Origin of the sequence: Rathayibacter sp. AY1D5 (genome assembly GCF_002932515.1) — a bacterium.
Lineage (GTDB): Bacteria > Actinomycetota > Actinomycetes > Actinomycetales > Microbacteriaceae > Rathayibacter.
On the sequence record NZ_PSVU01000030.1, the window covers coordinates 1 to 16,969 of the forward strand.

Consider the following 16,969-nt stretch of genomic DNA (forward strand, 5'->3'; position numbering starts at 1 on the left):
GCTCGATCGCGTGGCCGCCCACGGCGACGAGGCGGCCGGGACGCTGAGCGGCGATCAGCTCGACCGCGCGGCCCGCCGCCTCCGCCAGCGCCCGAGCCGGCCTGTCGCCGAGCAGCAGCCCCGCCTCGACCCCGCGCCGCGCCACCGCCGCGGGGTCGGCGACGTTCCCGGCCAGCGCGGCGTAGTAGTCGAGAGCATCCTCGATGGTCGGCTCGGGCGGCTCCGGAGCGAGGAGGTACGCCTCGACCGTCAGCACCGCCCGCGACGCGTGGCCTGCGAGGCCGCGGACGTCCCAGACACCGAGCCCCGGCTGCTCCCACTGGTCGTCCCGCACCTGCGCGAGCAGGCCGACGAGGGCGGCGGCGGCGGACTCGAACAGCGCGGCGGTGCTCATGGAGCCATGCTGGCACGGTGCCCCACACTGATCGCATGAGCAGTCCCCGCCGCCCCGGTCCCGTCACGCTCGTCGGCCGCTCGATCGTCCTCGAGCCGCTCGCCGCCGACCACGTCGAGCCGCTCGGGCGGGCGATCGGGCGTCCGGAGGTGTTCGCCGGCGGCTACGGAGGAGGACCCTCCGGCCTCCCCGGCACCCCGGAGGAGTTCCGCGCCTTCGTCGACCGCTACTACCCCTGGGGCACGGGCCTGCCGTTCGCTGTGCTGCAGGAGGGGCGCGTCGTCGGCACGACCTCGCTGGCCGACTTCGACGAGACGCGCGAGGCGGCCCACCTCGGCTGGACGGCCTACGCGCCCGAGACGTGGGGCACCGTCGTGAACCCGGAGGCGAAGCGGCTGGTGCTCGGGCTCGCCTTCGACAGCGGCTACGAGCGGGTGAAGCTCCAGGCGGATGCGGTGAACGCGCGCTCGCGGGCCGCGATCCTCCGCCTCGGCGCCGTGTTCGAGGGGGTGCTCCGCCACGACCAGCGCCGGGCCGACGGCTCGTGGCGCGACACGGCCGTCCACTCGATCCTCGCGGCCGAGTGGCCGGCCGTCCGCGACGCGCTCGACCGCCGGATCGACGCGGCGCTAGCGCTCCCTCCCTCGACCGCGCAACCGCTGACCGGGCGGCCGCCCGAGGAGTAGGAAGGAGGCATGGAACGCATCCACTACGCCGGCAGCTCCGTGCTGACGGGTACCGCCATCGCGCGGTCGCTGCTGGCCTACGCGGAGGCGCTGGCGCTCACCAAGGGGTCGATCACGGTCGACATCCCGATCCGCCAGGAGTCCGGCCGGCCCGGACGGGCGGCGCTGCTGATCGGACCGGCGAGCCAGCTGTTCTCGGAGTCCGAGGACGACGGAGCCGAGGAGCTGCTCGACGAGGAGCTCGTCGAGCGCTTCACCCGCGAGACGGCCCGCCTGGGCGTCTCGCACCCCGTGGCCGAGGAGGACGGCGGCGCCGGGCCCCTCTCCGCCGTCGACACCGAGATCCCGCACTTCCACGGCGAGGACGACTCCTGGTGAGCATCCGGGGCGCCGGTAGGATCGACACTCACGACTCCGCCCGATCCTTCGCGGACGGGCGACTTCCCGAACGGAGAACCGCCTGATGGGGCGACTGATCTACGACTCGACCCTCGAGGCCGACTTCGACGACCGTCTGCTGGCGCACCTGCAGATCGTGATCGGCTCGAAGCTCGCGCGCAACGAGTCCTTCTACTTCTCGTGGAAGGACTCGCAGGCGGTCGGCGACGGACGCACCTCGATCTGGCTGCACCCCGCCATCCCGCTGCGCTTCAAGTACCACGGCGGCCGTGCCCCGAACATCAACCCGGACTGGATCCGCCAGCTGCTCGCCGACTCGCACACGGCGCACGGGCTGCGGATCAGCGAGGAGCCCCACGGGACCGCCCGTCAGAGCGAGGAGAGCATGCTGTGAAGCGCGTCGAGATCATCTACGGCGGAGCGCCGTTCAGCCTGAGCGAGACGTCGGCCGCGGAGGTGCGCGAGAGCATCGACCGCGCCCTGGACGGCTCCGCGTCGCGCTGGATCACGGTGAACCAGGGCGAGGGCGAGCCCCGCGAGACCTCGATCCTGATCACGCCGGGAGTGGCGTTCTCGGTCGCCGACGTCGCGCACTGAGGTCGACGCCGCGGTCACGGTGATCGCCGCCTCTCACGCCGCCGGCTCGGTCCGGGGCGCTCGCACCGCCGGCCCGCCTCGGAACGACTGCCGTCCTCAGCGCACCCGCCCCGCTCAGCCCGCCAGCACGCGCGGGAACTCCCCCGGGATCTCGCTCGCGAGGTACCCGGCCGGGCCGATGCGCGCGGAGAGGCGCGTGTCCGCCTCCGTGTGCAGGAACGCGCCCCACGCGGCCGCGCCCATCGGATCGACGCCGCGCCCGCGCAGGCCCGCCGTCGCTCCGGCGAGCACGTCGCCGCTGCCCGCGGTGGCCAGCCCGGGGTGCTCGCCCTCGATCCGCACCGCGTCGCCGTCCGGCGACGCGATGGTGTTGAACAGGCTCACCACCGCGCCGTAGCGCTCGGCGACCGCGAGGGCGGCCCGCTCGACGTCGTCGACCTCCTCGCCGAGGAGCCGCGACGCCTCCTCCGAGTTCGGGGTCAGCAGGAGCCGGCCCGCGAGCCTCCGCGCGAGACGGCGCTGCCCGGGCAGGACTCCGAGCGGGAAGGCGTCGAGGTGCACGGCCGGCACGTCGTCGAGGAGCGGAGCGAGGGCACGGAGGGTCGCGGCGGTCGCGCGCGGGTCGTCCAGGCCGGGTCCGATCAGGGCGACGTCGGCGGAGGAGAGCTCGCCGGCCAGGACGTCGAGCCCGCGGCCCGAGACGGAGCCGCTGCGCGTCTCCGCGAGCGGGACCACTCCGCACTCGGGCAGCGCGACCGCGGTGGCCGACGCGACCGACTCGGCGACGCAGAGCGTGATGCGACCCGCGCCGATCCGCAGCGCGGCGGTCCCCGCGAGGATCGCGGCGCCGGGCGTCTTGCGGGCGCCGCCGACGACGACCACGTCGCCGCGGGAGTGCTTCGAGCCTCCGGGCTCCGGGAGGGGCCAGCGCTGCTCGAGCAGGGCGCGGGAGACGAGGCCACTCATGAGGGTCTCCTTCTCCGGCCGCGCGGTCGTCGTGCCGGGTGACGGGTGCGCCGGAGCGCTCGAGGTGGGACGTGCGGTTGAAGAGCTCGAGGCGCCACGCGTCGCCGTCGCGGACGAGACGGGTGACGGAGCCGTTGGCGACGGGCGTCGAGGCGCCGATGTCGAGCAGCTCGTGCTCGGAGAGCCCCTCGAGGACGTAGCGGAGGACGAGGACGACCGCGTCGTGGCAGAAGAGGATCGCCGGCCCGGGAGGCGCGGCGACGGCGAGGTGGTCGACGAAGGCGCGGACGCGGAGCGCGAGGTCCGTCCAGGCCTCGCCTCCCGGCGGCCGGTAGTAGAACTTGCCGAGCCACTCGCGCCGCGCCGCCTCCTCGGGCATCCGGGCCCGCACGCCGGCGGAGGTGAGGCGGTCGGTGACGCCGAGGTCGCGGTCGCGCAGGCGCTCGTCGGGGCGCAGCCGCAGGTCGATGCCGGCCTCGCCGAGGGCGAGACGCGCGGTCGCGGAGGCGCGGCGGTAGGGCGACGTCCAGGCGGAGGCGGGCCGCGCCTCCTCGGCCAGCCAGCGGCCGAGCGCGCGGGCCTGCTCCTCGCCGGCGGGGGAGAGCTCGACGTCGGGGTCGCGGCGGTCGACGGCGATCTCGTGCGCCCCCGAGGCCTCGGCGGCGCTCGCCGCGATGTTGGCGAGGCTCTCGCCGTGGCGGACGAGGAGGAGCTCGGTCGGGCCGGTGAAGGAGGCGGGCATGGCTCCACGCTCCGCCTCGCGGGCCGGAGGCGCCAGGGGGTTCCGCCGCGGCGACGCGGGTTGCTACGGAGGGGTTCCTCCGCCGTCAGGGCGCCTCTCCGTCGGCGCGCTCCTCCGCCGAGACCGCCGTGACGACCGCGGTGAGCGTCTCGGGGTCGCTCAGGATGCGGAAGTGCCCGCCGGTCTCGATCCGGACGTTGACCGCGCCCTCGAGCATGCTGCCCTCGGGGATGTGCGGGTCGAAGAGGCCGAACACGGACGTGATCCGCGCGTTCGCTCCGGAGCGGCTCGACAGCAGCAGGGTCGTGGCGTCGCGCGGCGAGAAGGCTCGCAGGCTCCGGAGGACCAGGTAGGGCGCGTAGCGGGAGCCGCCGAACGGGGTCACCACGGCGACCATCCGGTCGACCCGGCCGTCCGGGTCGAGCTCGGTCATCACGTACTTGCCGATCAGTCCGCCCTTGCTGTGGGCGACGATCACCACGTCGCGGAGCCCGTGCTCGGCGAGGTAGGCGGCCACGTCCTCGGCCGTCCGGGCGACCGGGCGGCCATTGCGGCCGAGGCTCGTCAGCACGTGGAGAGGGTGCCCGCGCTCGTGCAGCGGATCGATGATCGGGCGGAGGAAGGACCAGGTCTCCCAGATCCCCGGCAGGACCACGACGGGCCGCCGGTCGCCGTCGAGGTAGTCGTCCGGGGCACGGCGCGAGAGGACGCCGCGCACCTGCCAGGCGACGGCGTAGGCGTAGTCGCGGATCCACCAGACGGCGTCGCGCACCAGGCGCCGGAGCCGGCTCATGCGGCGGGCTCCGACCGGAGGGGCAGCGGGGCGGCGGGCCTCTCGCCGAGCGCAGCGGCGAAGCGGAGGATCTCGCGGGCGAGCGCTCCGGGCTCGGTGCGGGGGACGACGTGGCGCGAGCCGGCGAACTCGACGAGCCGCCCCTCGCGCGCGCGGGCCGTGAGCCGCTCGCACCAGTCCCGGGTGGCGATCGGATCGTCGCGGCCGCGGGCGACGAGGACCGGCACCTCCAGCTCGGCGACGCGCACCTGGACCGGATGCCGCAGCATCTCGGGCAGCTGGCGCAGGTACCAGCGCAGGCCGCCGCGCAGGTAGTCGGCCAGCAGGATCGCGTCGACGCCCACCGGCTCGCCGAGGCAGTCCCGCAGCAGCGCGAGCCCCTGGCGGACCGCTCCGGGCTGCTGCGGATCCACCACCGGCCCGATGAGCACCGCGCCGTCGACCAGGCCGGGCGCGCGCAGCCCCAGCTCGACCGCCACCTGCGACCCCATCGAGTGCCCGACGACGACCGCGCGCGAGACGCCCAGTCCGCGGAGGACCTGCTCGACCTGCCGCGCGTGGTCCTCGAGGCCGACCCTCCGCCGCGGGCGCGCGTTCGCGCCGAAGCCGGCGAGGTCGACGCCGATCACCCGGCCGTGCCGCTTCAGGCGGGCGGCGAGCGGCGAGAAGGTGTGGTGCGACATCCCGATCCCGTGGATCAGGACGAACACCGCGCCCGCTCCGGCCGGACCGGTGTCGACCGTCCGCAGCGTGACGCCCTCGACCTCGTGTCGCATGGGGAGGACGCGGCGGGGCGGTGTCGGCAGCATTGTCCCAGGCTAGGGATCGGCGGCCGGCCGCGCGGGGGGATGCGCCCGCTCCCGCCGTGGTCTAGGCCGCATCCGCCCTGGGGAGGAGCGTTCACCCCGCCGGCGGCCGGCGGTCCCCGCCGAGCGTCCCGTCGTCCCCGCTGTCAAGCGGCTCCTCCGCGGCGGCACCCCTGCCTAGCCTCGAAGGAGGGGGCCGGCGTGCGCCGCTCCCGGAGGGATGACGCCATGCGGATCGCGATCGTCGGGGCGACCGGCAACCTGGGGACGGCGCTGCTGCGGCGCCTGCACGGCGGGGCCGGGGTGGAGGAGATCATCGGCATCGCCCGCCGGGCCCCTCGGCTCCGCTCGGAGGAGTACCGCGACGTGCGCTGGGTCGAGATCGACCTCGCGTCGAGCGTCGCCCCGCGGCGGCTCCGCGAGGCCTTCGCCGGCGTCGACGCCGTCGTGCACCTCGCCTGGGCGCTGCAGCCCAGCCACGACGAGCCGTTCCAGCGGCTGGTCGACGTCGGAGGCACTGCGGCCGTGCTCGAGGCGGTCGCCGCCGCGGGAGTCGGCCAGGTCGCCGTCGCTTCGTCCGTGGGCGCCTACAGCGCCGCGCCGAAGTCGATCCGGGTGACCGAGGACTGGCCCACGGGCGGCCTGCACACCTCGACCTACAGCCGCCACAAGGCCGCGAACGAGCGGCAGCTCGACGCCTTCGAGGAGCGGCACCCCGAGATCGTCGTCACACGCCTGCGCCCGGGGCTCGTCTTCCAGCGCGGAGCGGCGACGGAGATCGCCGGGCTCTTCGCCGGTCCCCACTACCCGACGCGGTGGCTGAAGGCGGTCCGGATCCCGGTCCTGCCGCTGCCGCGGAGCATCGTCTTCCAGGGCGTGCACGCCGACGACGTGGCCGACGCCTTCTGGCGCGCGCTCGACCGGCGCGCCGGCGGGGCCTTCAACATCGCGGCCGAGCCGGTCCTCACTCCGGAGCGGCTGGCGCACGCCTTCGGCGCCCGCCTGGTCACGGTGCCGTTCGGGCTGCTCCGCTCCGTCGTCACCGCGACCTGGCACCTGCGCCTGCAGCGCACCGACGCGGGCTGGCTCGACATCGCGGGCAACGTCCCGGTGATGTCGACCGAGCGCGCCCGCGCCGAGCTCGGCTGGGCGCCGACCCGCACGGCCGAGGAGGCGCTCGCCGAGCTCGTGGCCGGCCTGGCCGACCGCTCGACCGTCCCGGGCTCGCCCCCGCTCCGGAGCTGATCCGGCCGGGAGTCGATCAGAGGCGAGCCCTCGCGGTCAGTCGGCGACGCGGACGAGCACCTTTCCCGTCGCGCCCTGCTGGACCGCGTCGTGGGCGGCCGCGGTCTCCTCGAGCGGGAACCAGGTCAGCGGGAGGCCCGCCTCCTCGCCCACCGGGAGCGCGCCGTCGGCGAGCGCCGCGGTGATGTCCTCGGCCGCGGCCTGCAGCGCCTCTTCGCCCACCGTGTAGAGCAGCAGGCCCTGCCACCGGGCGTTCTTCGCGAAGCTCGCGACGATCGGCACGGTGAACTCGTCGCCGTTGTTGTTCGCGTAGTACCCGATGCTGCCGTGGTTGGCGAGCACCTCGACGTCGAGCGCGGCGTTCTGAGCCGGTGCGACCTCGACCACGTGCTGGACGCCCTCGGGGGCGAGTTCGCGGATCCGGTCGGCGAGGGCGTCGTCCGGGTACTGCAGCACGTGCTGCGCACCGGCCGCGCGGGCGAGCCGCTCCTTGGAGTCGCTGCTCACCGTCGCGATGACGGTCGCCCCGGCCCAGACCGCGAGCTGGATCGCGGCGTGCCCGACGGCTCCGGCGCCGCCCTGGACCAGGACGGTGCGGCCGGCGAGGGCGCCGGGGGCGAGGCGGGAGGGGCCGTGCTCGTGCACGGTGAGGGCGCGGTGGGCGGTCATCGCGGGGACGCCGAGGCTCGCGGCGACGTCGGTGCCGACGCCCTCGGGCAGGCGCACGACGTGCTCGGCGGCGAGCACCGCCGACTCCTGCGCGGTGCCGGTGGGGCGGCGGTGCGCGGAGAGGTACATCCAGACCCGGTCGCCGACGGCCAGGCCCTCGACGCCCTCGCCCAGCGCCTCGACGACACCGGCGCCGTCCTGGTTCGGCACGACCTCGTCGAACGCGAGGTCGCCGTCGGCGCGCGCCTTCCAGTCGGTCGGATTCACGCCCGACGCCAGGACGCGGACGCGGACCTCGCCGGCGCCCGGCGCCCGCTCCTCCCGGTCGACGAGGGAGAGGACGGAGGAGTCACCGGTGCGGGAGTAGACGATCGATCGCATACGGAGGGCAAGGAGCGCGGGCGGCGGTGTATTCCCGGCGGCACGACGAAGGGCGGCGGGCCCGGAGGCCCGCCGCCCTGTCAGCGCCGACGGATCAGTGCTGCACGTCCTCCTGGACGGCGTGCTTGGCCTCGCGGGCCGAGTCCTTCACGTCGTCGGTGGCGGAGGTGCCCGCCTCCTTGACGTTCTGCGCGGCGTCGGTCGCGGTCTCCTTGACGGAGGCGAAGGCCTGCTGCGCGGGCTCGCGGAGCTCGCTCGCCGCCTCCTTGGCCGCGTCGGTCACCTTGTCGACGACCGGCTGGGCCTGCTCCTTGACGCGGCTCGCCGCCTCCTTCTCCTTGCTGGAGGCGGGGATGAGCGAGGCGACGAGGAGTCCGGCGCCGAGGGCGATGAGCCCCACGGCGAACGGGTTGCCCTCGGCCTTGGCCTTCGCCGACCCCGCACCGCTCGAGAGCGAGTCGGAGGCGTCGTGCGCCGAGCCCATCACCCGGTCGCGGACGGAGCCCACGGCCGACTTGACCTTGTCGGTCTGACGCTGCGCGATGGCGGACGGGCTGACCTTCTCGGCCAGCGCGTCGACGTCTCCGCCGAGCTCGAGGCGCGTGCGCTCGATGTCCGCCCGGATCTCCTCGGGTGTCTTGTTCTGTCCTGCGTCGTACGTCATCGTCCTGCCCCGTTCGGCTTGAGGGTGTCGGGAATCTTCTTGAGGGAGTCGACCGTCTCGGGAGCGCCGTCGACCTGCTTCAGGCTCTTGCGGCCCACCGCGTAGAGGATCGCGGCCACGATCGCCCAGATGACGGCCACGACCACTCCGGACCAGCCGTTGCCGATCAGAGTGCCCAGGCCCCACCAGAGGGCGATCGAGAGGAAGAGCACGGCCATCAGCGCGGCATAGCCCGCCCCGCCGAGGAGGCCCGCTCCCTTGCCCGCCTTGCCGGCGGACTCCTTGAGCTCGGCCTTCGCGAGGGCCATCTCCTGGCGGATCAGCGTGGAGAGGTCGCGCGAGACCTCGCCGAGCAGATCGCCCAGCGACGTCGACCCGGCCCGCTGGTCGGGCGTCTCCGTCGAGCGGTGGACGCCCGTCGGGTCGGTCACAGCCGGCCGCCGTTCGGGAACCCGCCGTCGAGCGGGTCGGCGACGGGCTCGGTCGGCGCGTAGTCGCGCTCGAGGGAGCTCGAGCCGACGGTGCCGTAGGCGGACGCGACGGGCGCGTCGTACGCGGAGGCGTCGGAGTGCGCGGTGGTCGAGGCGGGGGCGTCGAACTCGGGCCCGTCGGTGCGGGTGCTCGTCGCCTCCTTCTCGTCCTTCGCCTCGGCGGTCAGGGCGCGGATGAGGCGCCCGCCGACGAGTCCCGTCGCCGCGGCGATGAGGATGAAGGCACCCGGGCGGCGGCGGGCGAACGCGCGGACGTCGTCGAGGAGCTCGGACGGGTCGCGGTTCTCGAGCCACGAGGCCACACCCTGCACGCGGGTGGCCGCCTGGGAGACGAGCTTCGCCGCGGCGTTGTCGCTGCCGCCCTCGCCGTTGGCCAGCGCGGCCAGGTCGTCGCTGAAGGCGCGGGCGCCCTTGGCGGCGTTCTCCTTCTGGGCGTGGGCCTGCTCGGTGAGCTGGGTGCGGCTCTGGTCGTAGAGGTCCTTGACCTGGACCTTGGCCTCCTGGACCACGTTGGCGGCCTCGTCCTTGCCGGTCGAGAGCACTTCACTCGCGGCCTGCTTGGCGTCGCCGGCGACGGCGCCGGCCTGGTCCTTGGCGGTGCCCGCGGCGGCGCTCGCCTTCTCCTTCGCGGAGTCGGCCGTGCTGCCCGAGGAGGAGCCGGAGGAGGTGTCCGTGGAGGCGACGTGCGCCCCGCTGTCGTTGGGGGTCTCGGTCGCGCCGAAGTTCGCGGCGCCGTCTCCGAACGGAGGTGAAGCGGGATCGATGTTCGACATCGTCTGTCCCTTCCAGGATCGAGTGGGGAATGAATGCGTGCCGGCGTCGCCAGTCTGTTCGGGCCCTCGAGTACCGGGAAGGGCATAGCGGCTGACCCCCCGATGGGGCTACCATCCCGCGCCCACGAGGGCGGGTCCCAGAGGGCCCGTGGATCGACTGCTCCGCCGCCTCGTCAAGCCCCTTCTGACCCGCGAACAGGGCTCCCTACCGTCGAGAGGACAGACATCGGACGTCCGCACCCGGATCCGCCCGGCTACCCCGGAAAGGCAACCAGTCATGTTCTTCCACCGTCAGGAACTCCAGTTCACGTCCACGCCCTCGAAGCCCGACGCGGTCTTCGCCCGCCGCTTCCAGGAGGTGCTCGGCGGCCAGTACGGCGAGATCACCGTGGCGATGCAGTACGGCTTCCAGGCCTGGAACGCCCACGACCCGGGCAAGTACCGGGACCTGCTCTTCGGCATCGGCGCCGAGGAGTTCGGCCACGTCGAGATGATCGCCGTGATGATCGCCCAGCTGCTCGAGAAGGCCCCGGTCGAGCAGTCCGAGGACGCGATGAAGAAGGACCCCGTGCTCGCGGCGGTCATCGGCGGCTCCGACGTGCAGCACGCCATCGTGGCCGGCGCCGGCGCGCGCCCCGTCGACAGCATGGGCAACCCGTGGCAGGGCTCCTACATCACCGCCAGCGGCAACCTGCTGGCCGACTTCACCGCCAACGCGAACGCGGAGATGCAGGGCCGGCTCCAGGTCGCCCGGCTCTACCACATGACCGACGACCACGGCGTGCGCGACCTCCTGTCGTTCCTCCTGGCCCGCGACACCATGCACCAGAACCAGTGGATCGCGGCGGCCGCCGAGCTGCGCGCGGAGGGCCGGGAGGACCTGCCCGTGCCCTCGAACTTCCCGATCTCGAAGGAGGAGCGCTCCGTGTCGTACGAGTACATCAACTTCTCGGACGGAGCGGCGGCCTCCGAGGGCAGCTGGGCCTCGGGCCCGACCCCGGACGGCAAGGGAGAGTTCAGCTACCGTGTCGCGGAGCCCGGCGGCAACGTCCCGATGCCCCCGCCCACGCAGCCGGACGAGCGCCTCTACGGCACCGACCCGAAGCCGAACATCGTCGAGAAGGCAGTGGGGGCCGTCAAGGACGCGGTGACGGGCAAGTGAGCGCCGCACGGGTCCTCGGGGCGCTCGGCGCCTCCGCCCTGACGATCGGCCTGCTGGCCGGCTGCACCGGCGACGCCCAGACGCCGTACCAGTCGGGGAGCGCGGTGCCCACCAGCGCCGACGACGGATCGTCGCAGACGCCCACGAACGCGCCCTCGCAGTCCGCTCCGTCCGAGTCCGCCACCCCGGCGACCTGATCCCGCGCCCTCGACCGGCCGGCACCGGTCGAGGGCGCGAATCATCGCAGTCCAGCGGGCGCCCGGGCAAGCCCCTTCCCGCTCCCAGGAAGCGGGCAGTTCCCGGTCCTACGGTCGTGCCAACGATCAGCGAAGGAGGCACCACCATGGGGCTCGATGACAAGATCAAGAACGCCGCTCAGGACATCGCCGGCAAGGCGAAGGAAGCCCTGGGCGACCACAAGAACGACGACAGCCTGAAGGCCGAAGGCCAGAAGGACCAGGCCGCGGCCTCGGCCAAGAAGGCCGGCGAGGACGTCAAGGACGTCTTCAAGTAGGTCTCGGCAGTACCGCGAAGGCGGCGCTCCCCTCGGGGGGCGCCGCCTTCGCTGTTCCCCGGCTAGGGGTGCAGGACGACCTTGATGCAGCCGTCCTCCTTCTTCTGGAAGGTCTCGTAGAGGGCCGGAGCGTCCTCGAGCGGCGCCCGGTGGGTCACGAGGTCCATCACGCCGAGCGGATCGGAGGAGTCCTCCACCAGCGGCAGCAGGTCGTCGATCCAGCGCTTCACGTTGCACTGGCCCATCCGCACCGTCACCTGCTTGTCGAACATCGACTTCAGCGGCATCGGGTCGGCCTCTCCGCCGTAGACCCCGCTCAGCGACACGGTGCCACCGCGGCGCACCAGGTCGAGGGAGGCGTGCACCGCGGCGAGGCGGTCGACGCCGACCGTGTCCATCGCCTTGCGGGCGATCGGGTCGGGCAGGAGCCCCGCCATCGACTGCGCGAACGAGCCGACAGGCGAGCCGTGCGCCTCCATGCCGACCGCGTCGACGACGGAGTCGGGGCCGCGCCCGTCCGTGAGGTCGCGCAGCTGCGCGGCGATGTCATCGGACAGGTCGAACGTCTCCACGCCGTACCGCTCGGCCATCGCGCGCCGCTCGGCGACGGGCTCCACGGCGAGGACGCGGTAGCCGCGGTGAGCGCCGATCCGCGCCGCGAACTGGCCGACCGGGCCGAGTCCGAAGACGACCAGGGTCCCGCCGTCGGGCACCTGCGCGTACTCCACGCCCTGCCAGGCGGTGGGCACGATGTCGCTGAGGAAGAGGTAGCGCTCGTCCGGCAGGTCCGTGCCGACGACGATCGTGTTGTAGTCGGCCAGCGGCACGCGGAGCAGCTCGGCCTGCCCTCCGGGGACCTGGCCGTACATCTTCGTGTAGCCGAAGAGCGCCGCTCCCGAGCCGTACTCGGTGACCTGCGTCGTCTCGCACTGCGACTGCAGCCCTCGGCGGCACATGAAGCACTCGCCGCAGGCGATGTTGAAGGGCACGACGACGCGGTCGCCGGGCTTCAGGGTGGTGACTCCGGAGCCCACCTCCTCGACGACGCCCATCGGCTCGTGGCCGAGCACGTCCCCTCGGTCGATGTAGGGCCCGAGGAGGCGGTAGAGGTGCAGGTCGGAGCCGCAGATCGCGGTCGAGGTGATCCGGACGATCGCGTCGGTCGGCTGCTGGATGCGGGGGTCGGGGACGGTCTCGACCGAGACCTTCTCGATGCCCTGCCAGGTGAGTGCTCGCATGCTCGTGTCCGTTCTCCGGCTCGCGCCGGTCGGGGTCGGTGTCCCTCCACCGCACACCCGGAGGGCGCCGAGGGGGAGGGGCTTGACGCTCCCCGGAGCGCTCCCGAGGGGGATTCCCGGGAGAACGCACGGACGTGCATCCCGCGTTCACCCGACTCACGGCGGCCGAGTGGTGGGATGGGGGGATGGATGCTCTCTACACCGCCATCGCCCACGCCTCCGGTGGAGGACGCGACGGCCACGTCCGCACCGAGGACGACCGTCTCGACCTCGACACCCGCGCCCCGCAGGAGCTCGGCGGCTCCGGCGAGGGGACCAACCCCGAGCAGCTGTTCGCGGCCGGCTACTCCGCCTGCTTCCTCAGCGCCCTGCACGGAGCCGGTCGCCAGCTGAAGATCGACACGACCGACGCGGCCGTCTCGGCCAGCGTCTCGATCGGGAAGAACGACTCCGACGGCTTCGGCCTCTCGGTCGAGCTCGACGTCTACGTGCCGAAGGCGAGCTCCGAGGACGCGCAGAAGGTGGCCGATGCGGCGCACCAGCTCTGCCCGTACTCCAACGCCACCCGCGGCAACATCCCCGTGCAGATCAACCTGGTCGACTGACCGGGCCCTCTCGACGGCCCCTCCCGGACTCCGGGCAGGGGCCGTCGTCGTGTCCGGGGGCGGTCCGTTAGGGTCGGGGCATGACCGAGGAGCTGTCGCACGAGGAGCCGTCGCACGAGGAGTCCCTGGCGCGGGCCGAGCTCGTGCAGATCCGTCAGAGCATCGACAACATCGACGCGGCGCTGATCCACCTGCTCGCCGAGCGCTTCAAGTTCACGCAGAAGGTCGGCCGGCTGAAGGCCGCGCACGGGCTGCCCGCCGCGGACCTCGAGCGCGAGGCGCGCCAGATCGCGCGGCTGCGGGCGCTCGCCGAGGAGTCGCACCTCGACCCGGCGTTCGCCGAGAAGTTCCTCGGGTTCATCGTCGCCGAGGTCATCCACCACCACCAGCGCATCGCCGACGGCGCCGAGGACTGAGCCTCAGCCCTCGATCCGCAGCAGCCCCGCCGTGCGCTCGCGCAGCACGCCGAGCAGCAGCGGGTAGTCGGGGAAGAGCTGGTCGCGCCGCAGCGTCGGCACCCGCAGCCCGAGGGGGACCTCCGTGACGCGGCCGTTCGTCTCGGTGAGGGTCAGGCGGAGGCTCCGGCTCCCCGTCGGGCTCGAGGCGACGACCGAGCGCAGAGCCTCGAGCGGGAAGATCAGCCCGTCGATCTGGATGGCCGACTCCGACACCACGATCGAGCCCGGCAGCCCGGGCCGCAGCGCCAGCCGCGCGGCGACCAGCCCGAGCGGGAGGGAGAGCGCCACGACGACCGCCCCCAGCGCGATCTGCGCGCGGTCGCCCGACGGGGATCCCGCGAGGGCGACGGCCAGGACGCCGGCGGCGAACGCCTCCGTGGCGACGACGACCAGGGCGACCGCCCGGCGCTGGAGCGGAGCGCGGTGCGGCCGGAAGCGGACGGCCGAGGCGGGCCCGGCCAGAGCGGGCGGCAGGGCGTCGCGGACGCGGGCGGCGGCGCCGAGGTCGGCGAGCAGGGCGGCGAGGTCCTCCGGGCGGAAGTGGCCGCAGCGGACCTCGACTCCGTCTCCGCGGCACCAGGCGACGAAGCCGTCGCCGTCGGCGGACTCGAGGAAGCGGACCGACCGGCGGGGCCACTGCTCGCGGCGGCGGCGGCCGCGCATCAGCACGACCTGCGTCTCGGTCGTCATCACGCGGGTGGGGGAGACGACGAAGAGCGAGACCGCCGAGGCCAGTCCGATGACGACGGTGAGGGCGAGGAGCCCGAGCGCGAGCACCGACTCGTCGAGGACGCCGCGGCGGTCCGCGAGGACGGCGAACGGGATGAGCACGGCCGCGAGGCCGGCGCCGAGGAGCCGCAGGAGGAGGGCGCGGAGGCGTCGCAGGACCGACGGGCCGTACACCCGTCGCGTCCGGATCGCCATCGGTTCCGACTCCATCGCGTCAGGCTAGCCCCGGCCGGGACCGGTCGCCCGGAGAGGCGCGTCGGTGGCGCGATCCTCGCGCCACCCGTCCCCGGTTCGGGGGAGGAGTGGCGCGAGGCGCGGCCTACGCCTCCGCGGTGCGGTGCAGGGCGCGGACCGAGACGACCCGGCGACGGGCGATCGCGGCGACGGTGAGCAGCAGCCCGAACAGCAGCCAGATCACCAGGCCGACGACGGCGCCGGCCGTGCCGTCGGTGCCCTCGACCACTCCGGACAGCGCGTTCTGCGCCGCCGAGAGCGGCAGGAACCCGAGCACGTCGTCGAACAGCCCGGGGACCGTCGAGATGATGCCCGCGCCGAGCGCGATCACCGCCGCGACCATCGCGAGGAAGCGGCCGATCCCTCCGAGCAGGGCGACCAGCCCCTGGTTCACCGCGGCGAACGAGGCGCCGGTGAGCATCGCCAGGAGGGCGAAGCCGACCCAGCGGCCCGGCTCCAGGCCCGCGACGCCGCTCATCACGATCGCGACCGCGAGTCCCTGCACCACGCCGATCACGAGCGCCGGCACGTAGGAGGAGAGGGCGAGCGCCGCGGAGGAGCGGGTCGAGGAGAGTGCACGGTGCGAGAACGCCGCGAGCACCAGGAACGTCGCGAGGGCGCCGAGCCAGAGGGCGATCGTCGCGAAGAACGGGACGCTGGAGGCTCCGAACAGGTCGGTCGCGCTGCTCGCGTTCTCGACCGGGTCCGAGACGACGTCGGCGAGGTTCGTCGACTCCGACTCGGTGTAGGTCGGGAGCTGCGCGACCGCGGCGTCGAGGCCGGTCGCGAGCGTGCGGGTGCCGTCGGCGAGCTGCACGGCGCCGTCCGAGACCCCGCTCGCGCCGTCGGCGAGCTGGTCGGCTCCGTCGGCGGCGGAGGAGGCTCCCGCGGCGAGGTCGGCGGCACCGCCCGCGGCGGTGGTCGCGCCGGTCGCGAGGTCGCGGGCGCCGGCCGCGGCGGTGGTGGCGCCGGTCGCGAGCTGCGCGGACCCGGCCGCCGTGGTGTCGAGGCCGTCGGCGAGCTGGGACGCTCCGTCCGCGGCGTCGTCCGCGCCGTCCGCGAGCTGCGTCAGGCCGCCGGACAGCTGTCCGATGCCCCCCGAGAGAGTGCGCGCGCCGGTGGCGGACTGCCCGACCGCGTCGATCAGCGAGGGCTGCCCGTCGCCGCCGAGGCGGATGCCCGCGTCGATCCCGGCGACGGCTCCCGCGGTCGTCGTGGCGAGGGTGGTCGCGCCGGTGGGTCCGCCCGCCGAGGCGATGACGGCGCGCGCGGCGAGGCACTGCGTCGTCTCGCAGCCCTCGAGCGCGGCGCTGAGCGCCTCGAAGGTCCCCGCAGTGGCGGCGGCGGCGCCGGCGCTGAGGGCGGCGACCTGCTGGGTCCCGTCGCCGGTCCTCACCACTCCCTCCCTCAGCTGGTCGAGCCCGTCGGCCAGGTCGGAGGCGCCGCCCTGCAGCGCGGTCGTCTTGGTCGCCGAGTCGCGGGCGCCCGTCGCGAGCTGTCCCACTCCGCCGGAGAGGCCGCGCGCACCGGTGGCCAGCTGCGCGACTCCGCCGGAGAGGTCGGAGGCTCCGGTGCCCAGCTGCCCCACGCCGTCGGCGAGGGACGAGGCTCCGGTGCCGATCTGCCCGACGCCGTCCGAGAGCGAGGAGGCGCCGGTGGCGAGCTCGTCGATCCCGTCGGCGAGGCTGCTGGTGCCGTCGGCGAGGGTGGAGGCGCCGGTGCCGAGCTGGTCGGCGCCGTCGGCGAGCGTGCCCGCGCCCTCGGCCGCCTGGCCGATCTGCTCGTTGAGGGTGTTGAAGCCGACGTAGACGTTCTCGAGGTAGGCCGTGGTCAGCTGCGTGTTGAGCAGCGACGTGGCGGTGCTGGTCACGGTGGCCGAGATGGCGTCGTCGACGAGCTTGGCCTTCTCGCTGGTGGCGATGTCGATGGTCGCCTTCGTCGCCTCCGCGGCGTCGCCGGAGTACGAGGTGGCGGCGGCGGAGAAGGACGAGGGGATCGTCACGACGGTCGCGTAGCTGCCGTCGGCGAGGCCCTTGGCGGCGTCGTCCTTGTCCGTGAGGACCCAGGTGAAGTTGCCCGTCGAGTCCGAGCCGGAGACGTTGGGCACCGGGGTCGTGCTCGCGGACGGCGTCGCGCTCGCCGAGGGGGTGGAGGAGGGGGCGTCCGAGCTCGCGGAGTCGGTGCCGCCCGTCACCAGGCCGGCCGCGAGCTGGCGCCCGAGCGGCACGGTCTGCCCGTTGATCTCGACCGGGGTGTCCTCGTTGACCACGGCGGCCGTGATCGTGTCGAGTCGCTCGGTCGGGTTCCACAGCGCCCACACCAGGAGGCCGCCGATGACGAGGGGGACCAGGACGATCCCGAGAAGGGTCAGCCAGGACACCTTCTTGACGCCGCGGGGGCGTTCGAGGGAGAGGAGAGCCATC

20 protein-coding genes and 2 pseudogenes are annotated in these 16,969 nt (G+C 74.1%); 10 read left to right on the forward strand and 12 right to left on the reverse strand.

Annotation, left to right across the window (positions count from 1 at the left end):
- Positions 1 to 394: pseudogene (locus C5C82_RS10395) on the reverse strand (maleylpyruvate isomerase N-terminal domain-containing protein); the annotation flags it as partial.
- Between the two features lie 35 nt (positions 395 to 429).
- On the opposite strand from C5C82_RS10395, the gene C5C82_RS10400 reads away from it, so the two are divergent.
- The 4 genes from C5C82_RS10400 to C5C82_RS10415 all read left to right on the forward strand — a co-directional run bounded on the left by C5C82_RS10400 (position 430) and on the right by C5C82_RS10415 (position 2,076).
- The gene (locus C5C82_RS10400; protein ID WP_104355033.1) at positions 430 to 1,080 is read left to right on the forward strand and encodes a GNAT family N-acetyltransferase; all 651 of its coding nucleotides are present in this window, start codon (positions 430 to 432) and stop codon (positions 1,078 to 1,080) included.
- Between the two features lie 9 nt (positions 1,081 to 1,089).
- On the forward strand, positions 1,090 to 1,458 hold the full coding sequence (locus tag C5C82_RS10405) for a hypothetical protein (protein ID WP_104222777.1): 369 nt from the start codon (positions 1,090 to 1,092) through the stop codon (positions 1,456 to 1,458).
- 85 nt (positions 1,459 to 1,543) lie between these two features.
- Positions 1,544 to 1,873, forward strand: a complete 330-nt coding sequence (locus tag C5C82_RS10410; RefSeq protein WP_104222776.1) for an ATP-dependent DNA ligase — start codon at positions 1,544 to 1,546, stop codon at positions 1,871 to 1,873.
- A complete protein-coding gene (locus tag C5C82_RS10415; RefSeq protein ID WP_104222775.1) occupies positions 1,870 to 2,076 on the forward strand; it encodes a hypothetical protein in 207 nt (68 codons plus the stop codon). The genes C5C82_RS10410 and C5C82_RS10415 overlap by 4 nt, the downstream gene beginning before the upstream one ends.
- A gap of 114 nt (positions 2,077 to 2,190) precedes the next feature.
- Here C5C82_RS10415 and C5C82_RS10420 read toward each other — a convergent pair whose 3' ends face one another.
- The 4 genes and pseudogenes from C5C82_RS10420 to C5C82_RS10435 form a co-directional block, all read right to left on the reverse strand.
- Positions 2,191 to 3,042, reverse strand: coding sequence for an ADP/ATP-dependent (S)-NAD(P)H-hydrate dehydratase (locus C5C82_RS10420; protein WP_104355034.1), 852 nt, complete (start codon positions 3,040 to 3,042; stop codon positions 2,191 to 2,193).
- 85 nt (positions 3,043 to 3,127) lie between these two features.
- Positions 3,128 to 3,784 (reverse strand): annotated as a pseudogene (locus C5C82_RS10425) (histidine phosphatase family protein); the annotation flags it as partial.
- Positions 3,785 to 3,869: 85 nt separating this feature from the next.
- Positions 3,870 to 4,577 (reverse strand): triacylglycerol lipase, encoded by a 708-nt coding sequence (locus C5C82_RS10430; RefSeq protein ID WP_104355035.1) that lies wholly within the window; start codon positions 4,575 to 4,577, stop codon positions 3,870 to 3,872.
- The gene (locus C5C82_RS10435) at positions 4,574 to 5,386 is read right to left on the reverse strand and encodes an alpha/beta fold hydrolase (protein WP_104355036.1); all 813 of its coding nucleotides are present in this window, start codon (positions 5,384 to 5,386) and stop codon (positions 4,574 to 4,576) included. Before C5C82_RS10435 ends, C5C82_RS10430 begins: the two co-directional genes overlap by 4 nt.
- 225 nt (positions 5,387 to 5,611) lie before the next feature.
- On the opposite strand from C5C82_RS10435, the gene C5C82_RS10440 reads away from it, so the two are divergent.
- Positions 5,612 to 6,628, forward strand: a complete 1,017-nt coding sequence (locus C5C82_RS10440; protein WP_104355037.1) for an NAD-dependent epimerase/dehydratase family protein — start codon at positions 5,612 to 5,614, stop codon at positions 6,626 to 6,628.
- A 36-nt stretch (positions 6,629 to 6,664) separates the two neighbouring features.
- On the opposite strand, the gene C5C82_RS10445 is transcribed toward C5C82_RS10440, so the two are convergent.
- The 4 genes from C5C82_RS10445 to C5C82_RS10460 all read right to left on the reverse strand — a co-directional run bounded on the left by C5C82_RS10445 (position 6,665) and on the right by C5C82_RS10460 (position 9,606).
- Complete coding sequence (locus tag C5C82_RS10445; protein WP_104355038.1) at positions 6,665 to 7,678, reverse strand: NADPH:quinone reductase; 1,014 nt, start codon at positions 7,676 to 7,678, stop codon at positions 6,665 to 6,667.
- Between the two features lie 94 nt (positions 7,679 to 7,772).
- Complete coding sequence (locus tag C5C82_RS10450) at positions 7,773 to 8,342, reverse strand: DUF3618 domain-containing protein (RefSeq protein WP_104222768.1); 570 nt, start codon at positions 8,340 to 8,342, stop codon at positions 7,773 to 7,775.
- Positions 8,339 to 8,773, reverse strand: a complete 435-nt coding sequence (locus tag C5C82_RS10455) for a phage holin family protein (protein ID WP_104222767.1) — start codon at positions 8,771 to 8,773, stop codon at positions 8,339 to 8,341. The genes C5C82_RS10450 and C5C82_RS10455 overlap by 4 nt, the downstream gene beginning before the upstream one ends.
- A complete protein-coding gene (locus tag C5C82_RS10460; RefSeq protein WP_104355039.1) occupies positions 8,770 to 9,606 on the reverse strand; it encodes a hypothetical protein in 837 nt (278 codons plus the stop codon). The genes C5C82_RS10455 and C5C82_RS10460 overlap by 4 nt, the downstream gene beginning before the upstream one ends.
- A gap of 277 nt (positions 9,607 to 9,883) precedes the next feature.
- Here C5C82_RS10460 and C5C82_RS10465 point away from each other — a divergent pair, with 277 nt between their 5' ends.
- The 3 genes from C5C82_RS10465 to C5C82_RS10475 all read left to right on the forward strand — a co-directional run bounded on the left by C5C82_RS10465 (position 9,884) and on the right by C5C82_RS10475 (position 11,282).
- Entirely contained in the window at positions 9,884 to 10,768 is an 885-nt protein-coding gene (locus tag C5C82_RS10465) for a manganese catalase family protein (RefSeq protein WP_104222765.1), read from the forward strand.
- Positions 10,765 to 10,965 (forward strand): hypothetical protein, encoded by a 201-nt coding sequence (locus tag C5C82_RS10470; RefSeq protein ID WP_104222764.1) that lies wholly within the window; start codon positions 10,765 to 10,767, stop codon positions 10,963 to 10,965. The genes C5C82_RS10465 and C5C82_RS10470 overlap by 4 nt, the downstream gene beginning before the upstream one ends.
- 146 nt (positions 10,966 to 11,111) lie before the next feature.
- Positions 11,112 to 11,282, forward strand: coding sequence for a CsbD family protein (locus C5C82_RS10475; RefSeq protein WP_104222763.1), 171 nt, complete (start codon positions 11,112 to 11,114; stop codon positions 11,280 to 11,282).
- Positions 11,283 to 11,344: 62 nt separating this feature from the next.
- Here the strand turns inward: C5C82_RS10475 and C5C82_RS10480 are convergent, their stop codons facing one another.
- A complete protein-coding gene (locus C5C82_RS10480; RefSeq protein ID WP_104247475.1) occupies positions 11,345 to 12,520 on the reverse strand; it encodes a zinc-dependent alcohol dehydrogenase in 1,176 nt (391 codons plus the stop codon).
- A 185-nt stretch (positions 12,521 to 12,705) separates the two neighbouring features.
- Between C5C82_RS10480 and C5C82_RS10485 the strand changes: the two genes are divergently transcribed.
- Both C5C82_RS10485 and C5C82_RS10490 read left to right on the forward strand, forming a co-directional pair.
- Complete coding sequence (locus tag C5C82_RS10485) at positions 12,706 to 13,125, forward strand: organic hydroperoxide resistance protein (RefSeq protein WP_104222761.1); 420 nt, start codon at positions 12,706 to 12,708, stop codon at positions 13,123 to 13,125.
- An 80-nt stretch (positions 13,126 to 13,205) separates the two neighbouring features.
- Positions 13,206 to 13,541: a chorismate mutase gene (locus C5C82_RS10490; RefSeq protein WP_104222760.1), complete on the forward strand. Its 336-nt coding sequence runs from the start codon at positions 13,206 to 13,208 to the stop codon at positions 13,539 to 13,541.
- A gap of 3 nt (positions 13,542 to 13,544) precedes the next feature.
- Here C5C82_RS10490 and C5C82_RS10495 read toward each other — a convergent pair whose 3' ends face one another.
- Positions 13,545 to 14,522 carry a hypothetical protein gene (locus C5C82_RS10495; RefSeq protein ID WP_146085978.1) on the reverse strand — a complete coding sequence of 326 codons (978 nt, stop codon included), beginning with the start codon at positions 14,520 to 14,522 and terminating at the stop codon, positions 13,545 to 13,547.
- 109 nt (positions 14,523 to 14,631) lie between these two features.
- The gene (locus C5C82_RS10500; protein ID WP_104222758.1) at positions 14,632 to 16,968 is read right to left on the reverse strand and encodes a YhgE/Pip domain-containing protein; all 2,337 of its coding nucleotides are present in this window, start codon (positions 16,966 to 16,968) and stop codon (positions 14,632 to 14,634) included.
- Position 16,969: the final 1 nt, after the last annotated feature.

What these genes read in the sequence shown, in the direction of transcription:
- C5C82_RS10400 (WP_104355033.1), top strand. Translation starts at nt 430, where the DNA reads ATGAGCAGTCCCCGCCGCCCCGGTCCCGTCACGCTCGTCGGCCGCTCG.
- C5C82_RS10500 (WP_104222758.1), bottom strand. Translation starts at nt 16,968, where the DNA reads ATGGCTCTCCTCTCCCTCGAACGCCCCCGCGGCGTCAAGAAGGTGTCC.
- C5C82_RS10490 (WP_104222760.1), top strand. Translation starts at nt 13,206, where the DNA reads ATGACCGAGGAGCTGTCGCACGAGGAGCCGTCGCACGAGGAGTCCCTG.
- C5C82_RS10475 (WP_104222763.1), top strand. Translation starts at nt 11,112, where the DNA reads ATGGGGCTCGATGACAAGATCAAGAACGCCGCTCAGGACATCGCCGGC.
- C5C82_RS10430 (WP_104355035.1), bottom strand. Translation starts at nt 4,577, where the DNA reads ATGAGCCGGCTCCGGCGCCTGGTGCGCGACGCCGTCTGGTGGATCCGC.
- C5C82_RS10435 (WP_104355036.1), bottom strand. Translation starts at nt 5,386, where the DNA reads ATGCTGCCGACACCGCCCCGCCGCGTCCTCCCCATGCGACACGAGGTC.
- C5C82_RS10495 (WP_146085978.1), bottom strand. Translation starts at nt 14,522, where the DNA reads ATGGAGTCGGAACCGATGGCGATCCGGACGCGACGGGTGTACGGCCCG.
- C5C82_RS10420 (WP_104355034.1), bottom strand. Translation starts at nt 3,042, where the DNA reads ATGAGTGGCCTCGTCTCCCGCGCCCTGCTCGAGCAGCGCTGGCCCCTC.
- C5C82_RS10485 (WP_104222761.1), top strand. Translation starts at nt 12,706, where the DNA reads ATGGATGCTCTCTACACCGCCATCGCCCACGCCTCCGGTGGAGGACGC.
- C5C82_RS10450 (WP_104222768.1), bottom strand. Translation starts at nt 8,342, where the DNA reads ATGACGTACGACGCAGGACAGAACAAGACACCCGAGGAGATCCGGGCG.
- C5C82_RS10440 (WP_104355037.1), top strand. Translation starts at nt 5,612, where the DNA reads ATGCGGATCGCGATCGTCGGGGCGACCGGCAACCTGGGGACGGCGCTG.
- C5C82_RS10405 (WP_104222777.1), top strand. Translation starts at nt 1,090, where the DNA reads ATGGAACGCATCCACTACGCCGGCAGCTCCGTGCTGACGGGTACCGCC.
- C5C82_RS10460 (WP_104355039.1), bottom strand. Translation starts at nt 9,606, where the DNA reads ATGTCGAACATCGATCCCGCTTCACCTCCGTTCGGAGACGGCGCCGCG.
- C5C82_RS10410 (WP_104222776.1), top strand. Translation starts at nt 1,544, where the DNA reads ATGGGGCGACTGATCTACGACTCGACCCTCGAGGCCGACTTCGACGAC.
- C5C82_RS10480 (WP_104247475.1), bottom strand. Translation starts at nt 12,520, where the DNA reads ATGCGAGCACTCACCTGGCAGGGCATCGAGAAGGTCTCGGTCGAGACC.
- C5C82_RS10465 (WP_104222765.1), top strand. Translation starts at nt 9,884, where the DNA reads ATGTTCTTCCACCGTCAGGAACTCCAGTTCACGTCCACGCCCTCGAAG.
- C5C82_RS10445 (WP_104355038.1), bottom strand. Translation starts at nt 7,678, where the DNA reads ATGCGATCGATCGTCTACTCCCGCACCGGTGACTCCTCCGTCCTCTCC.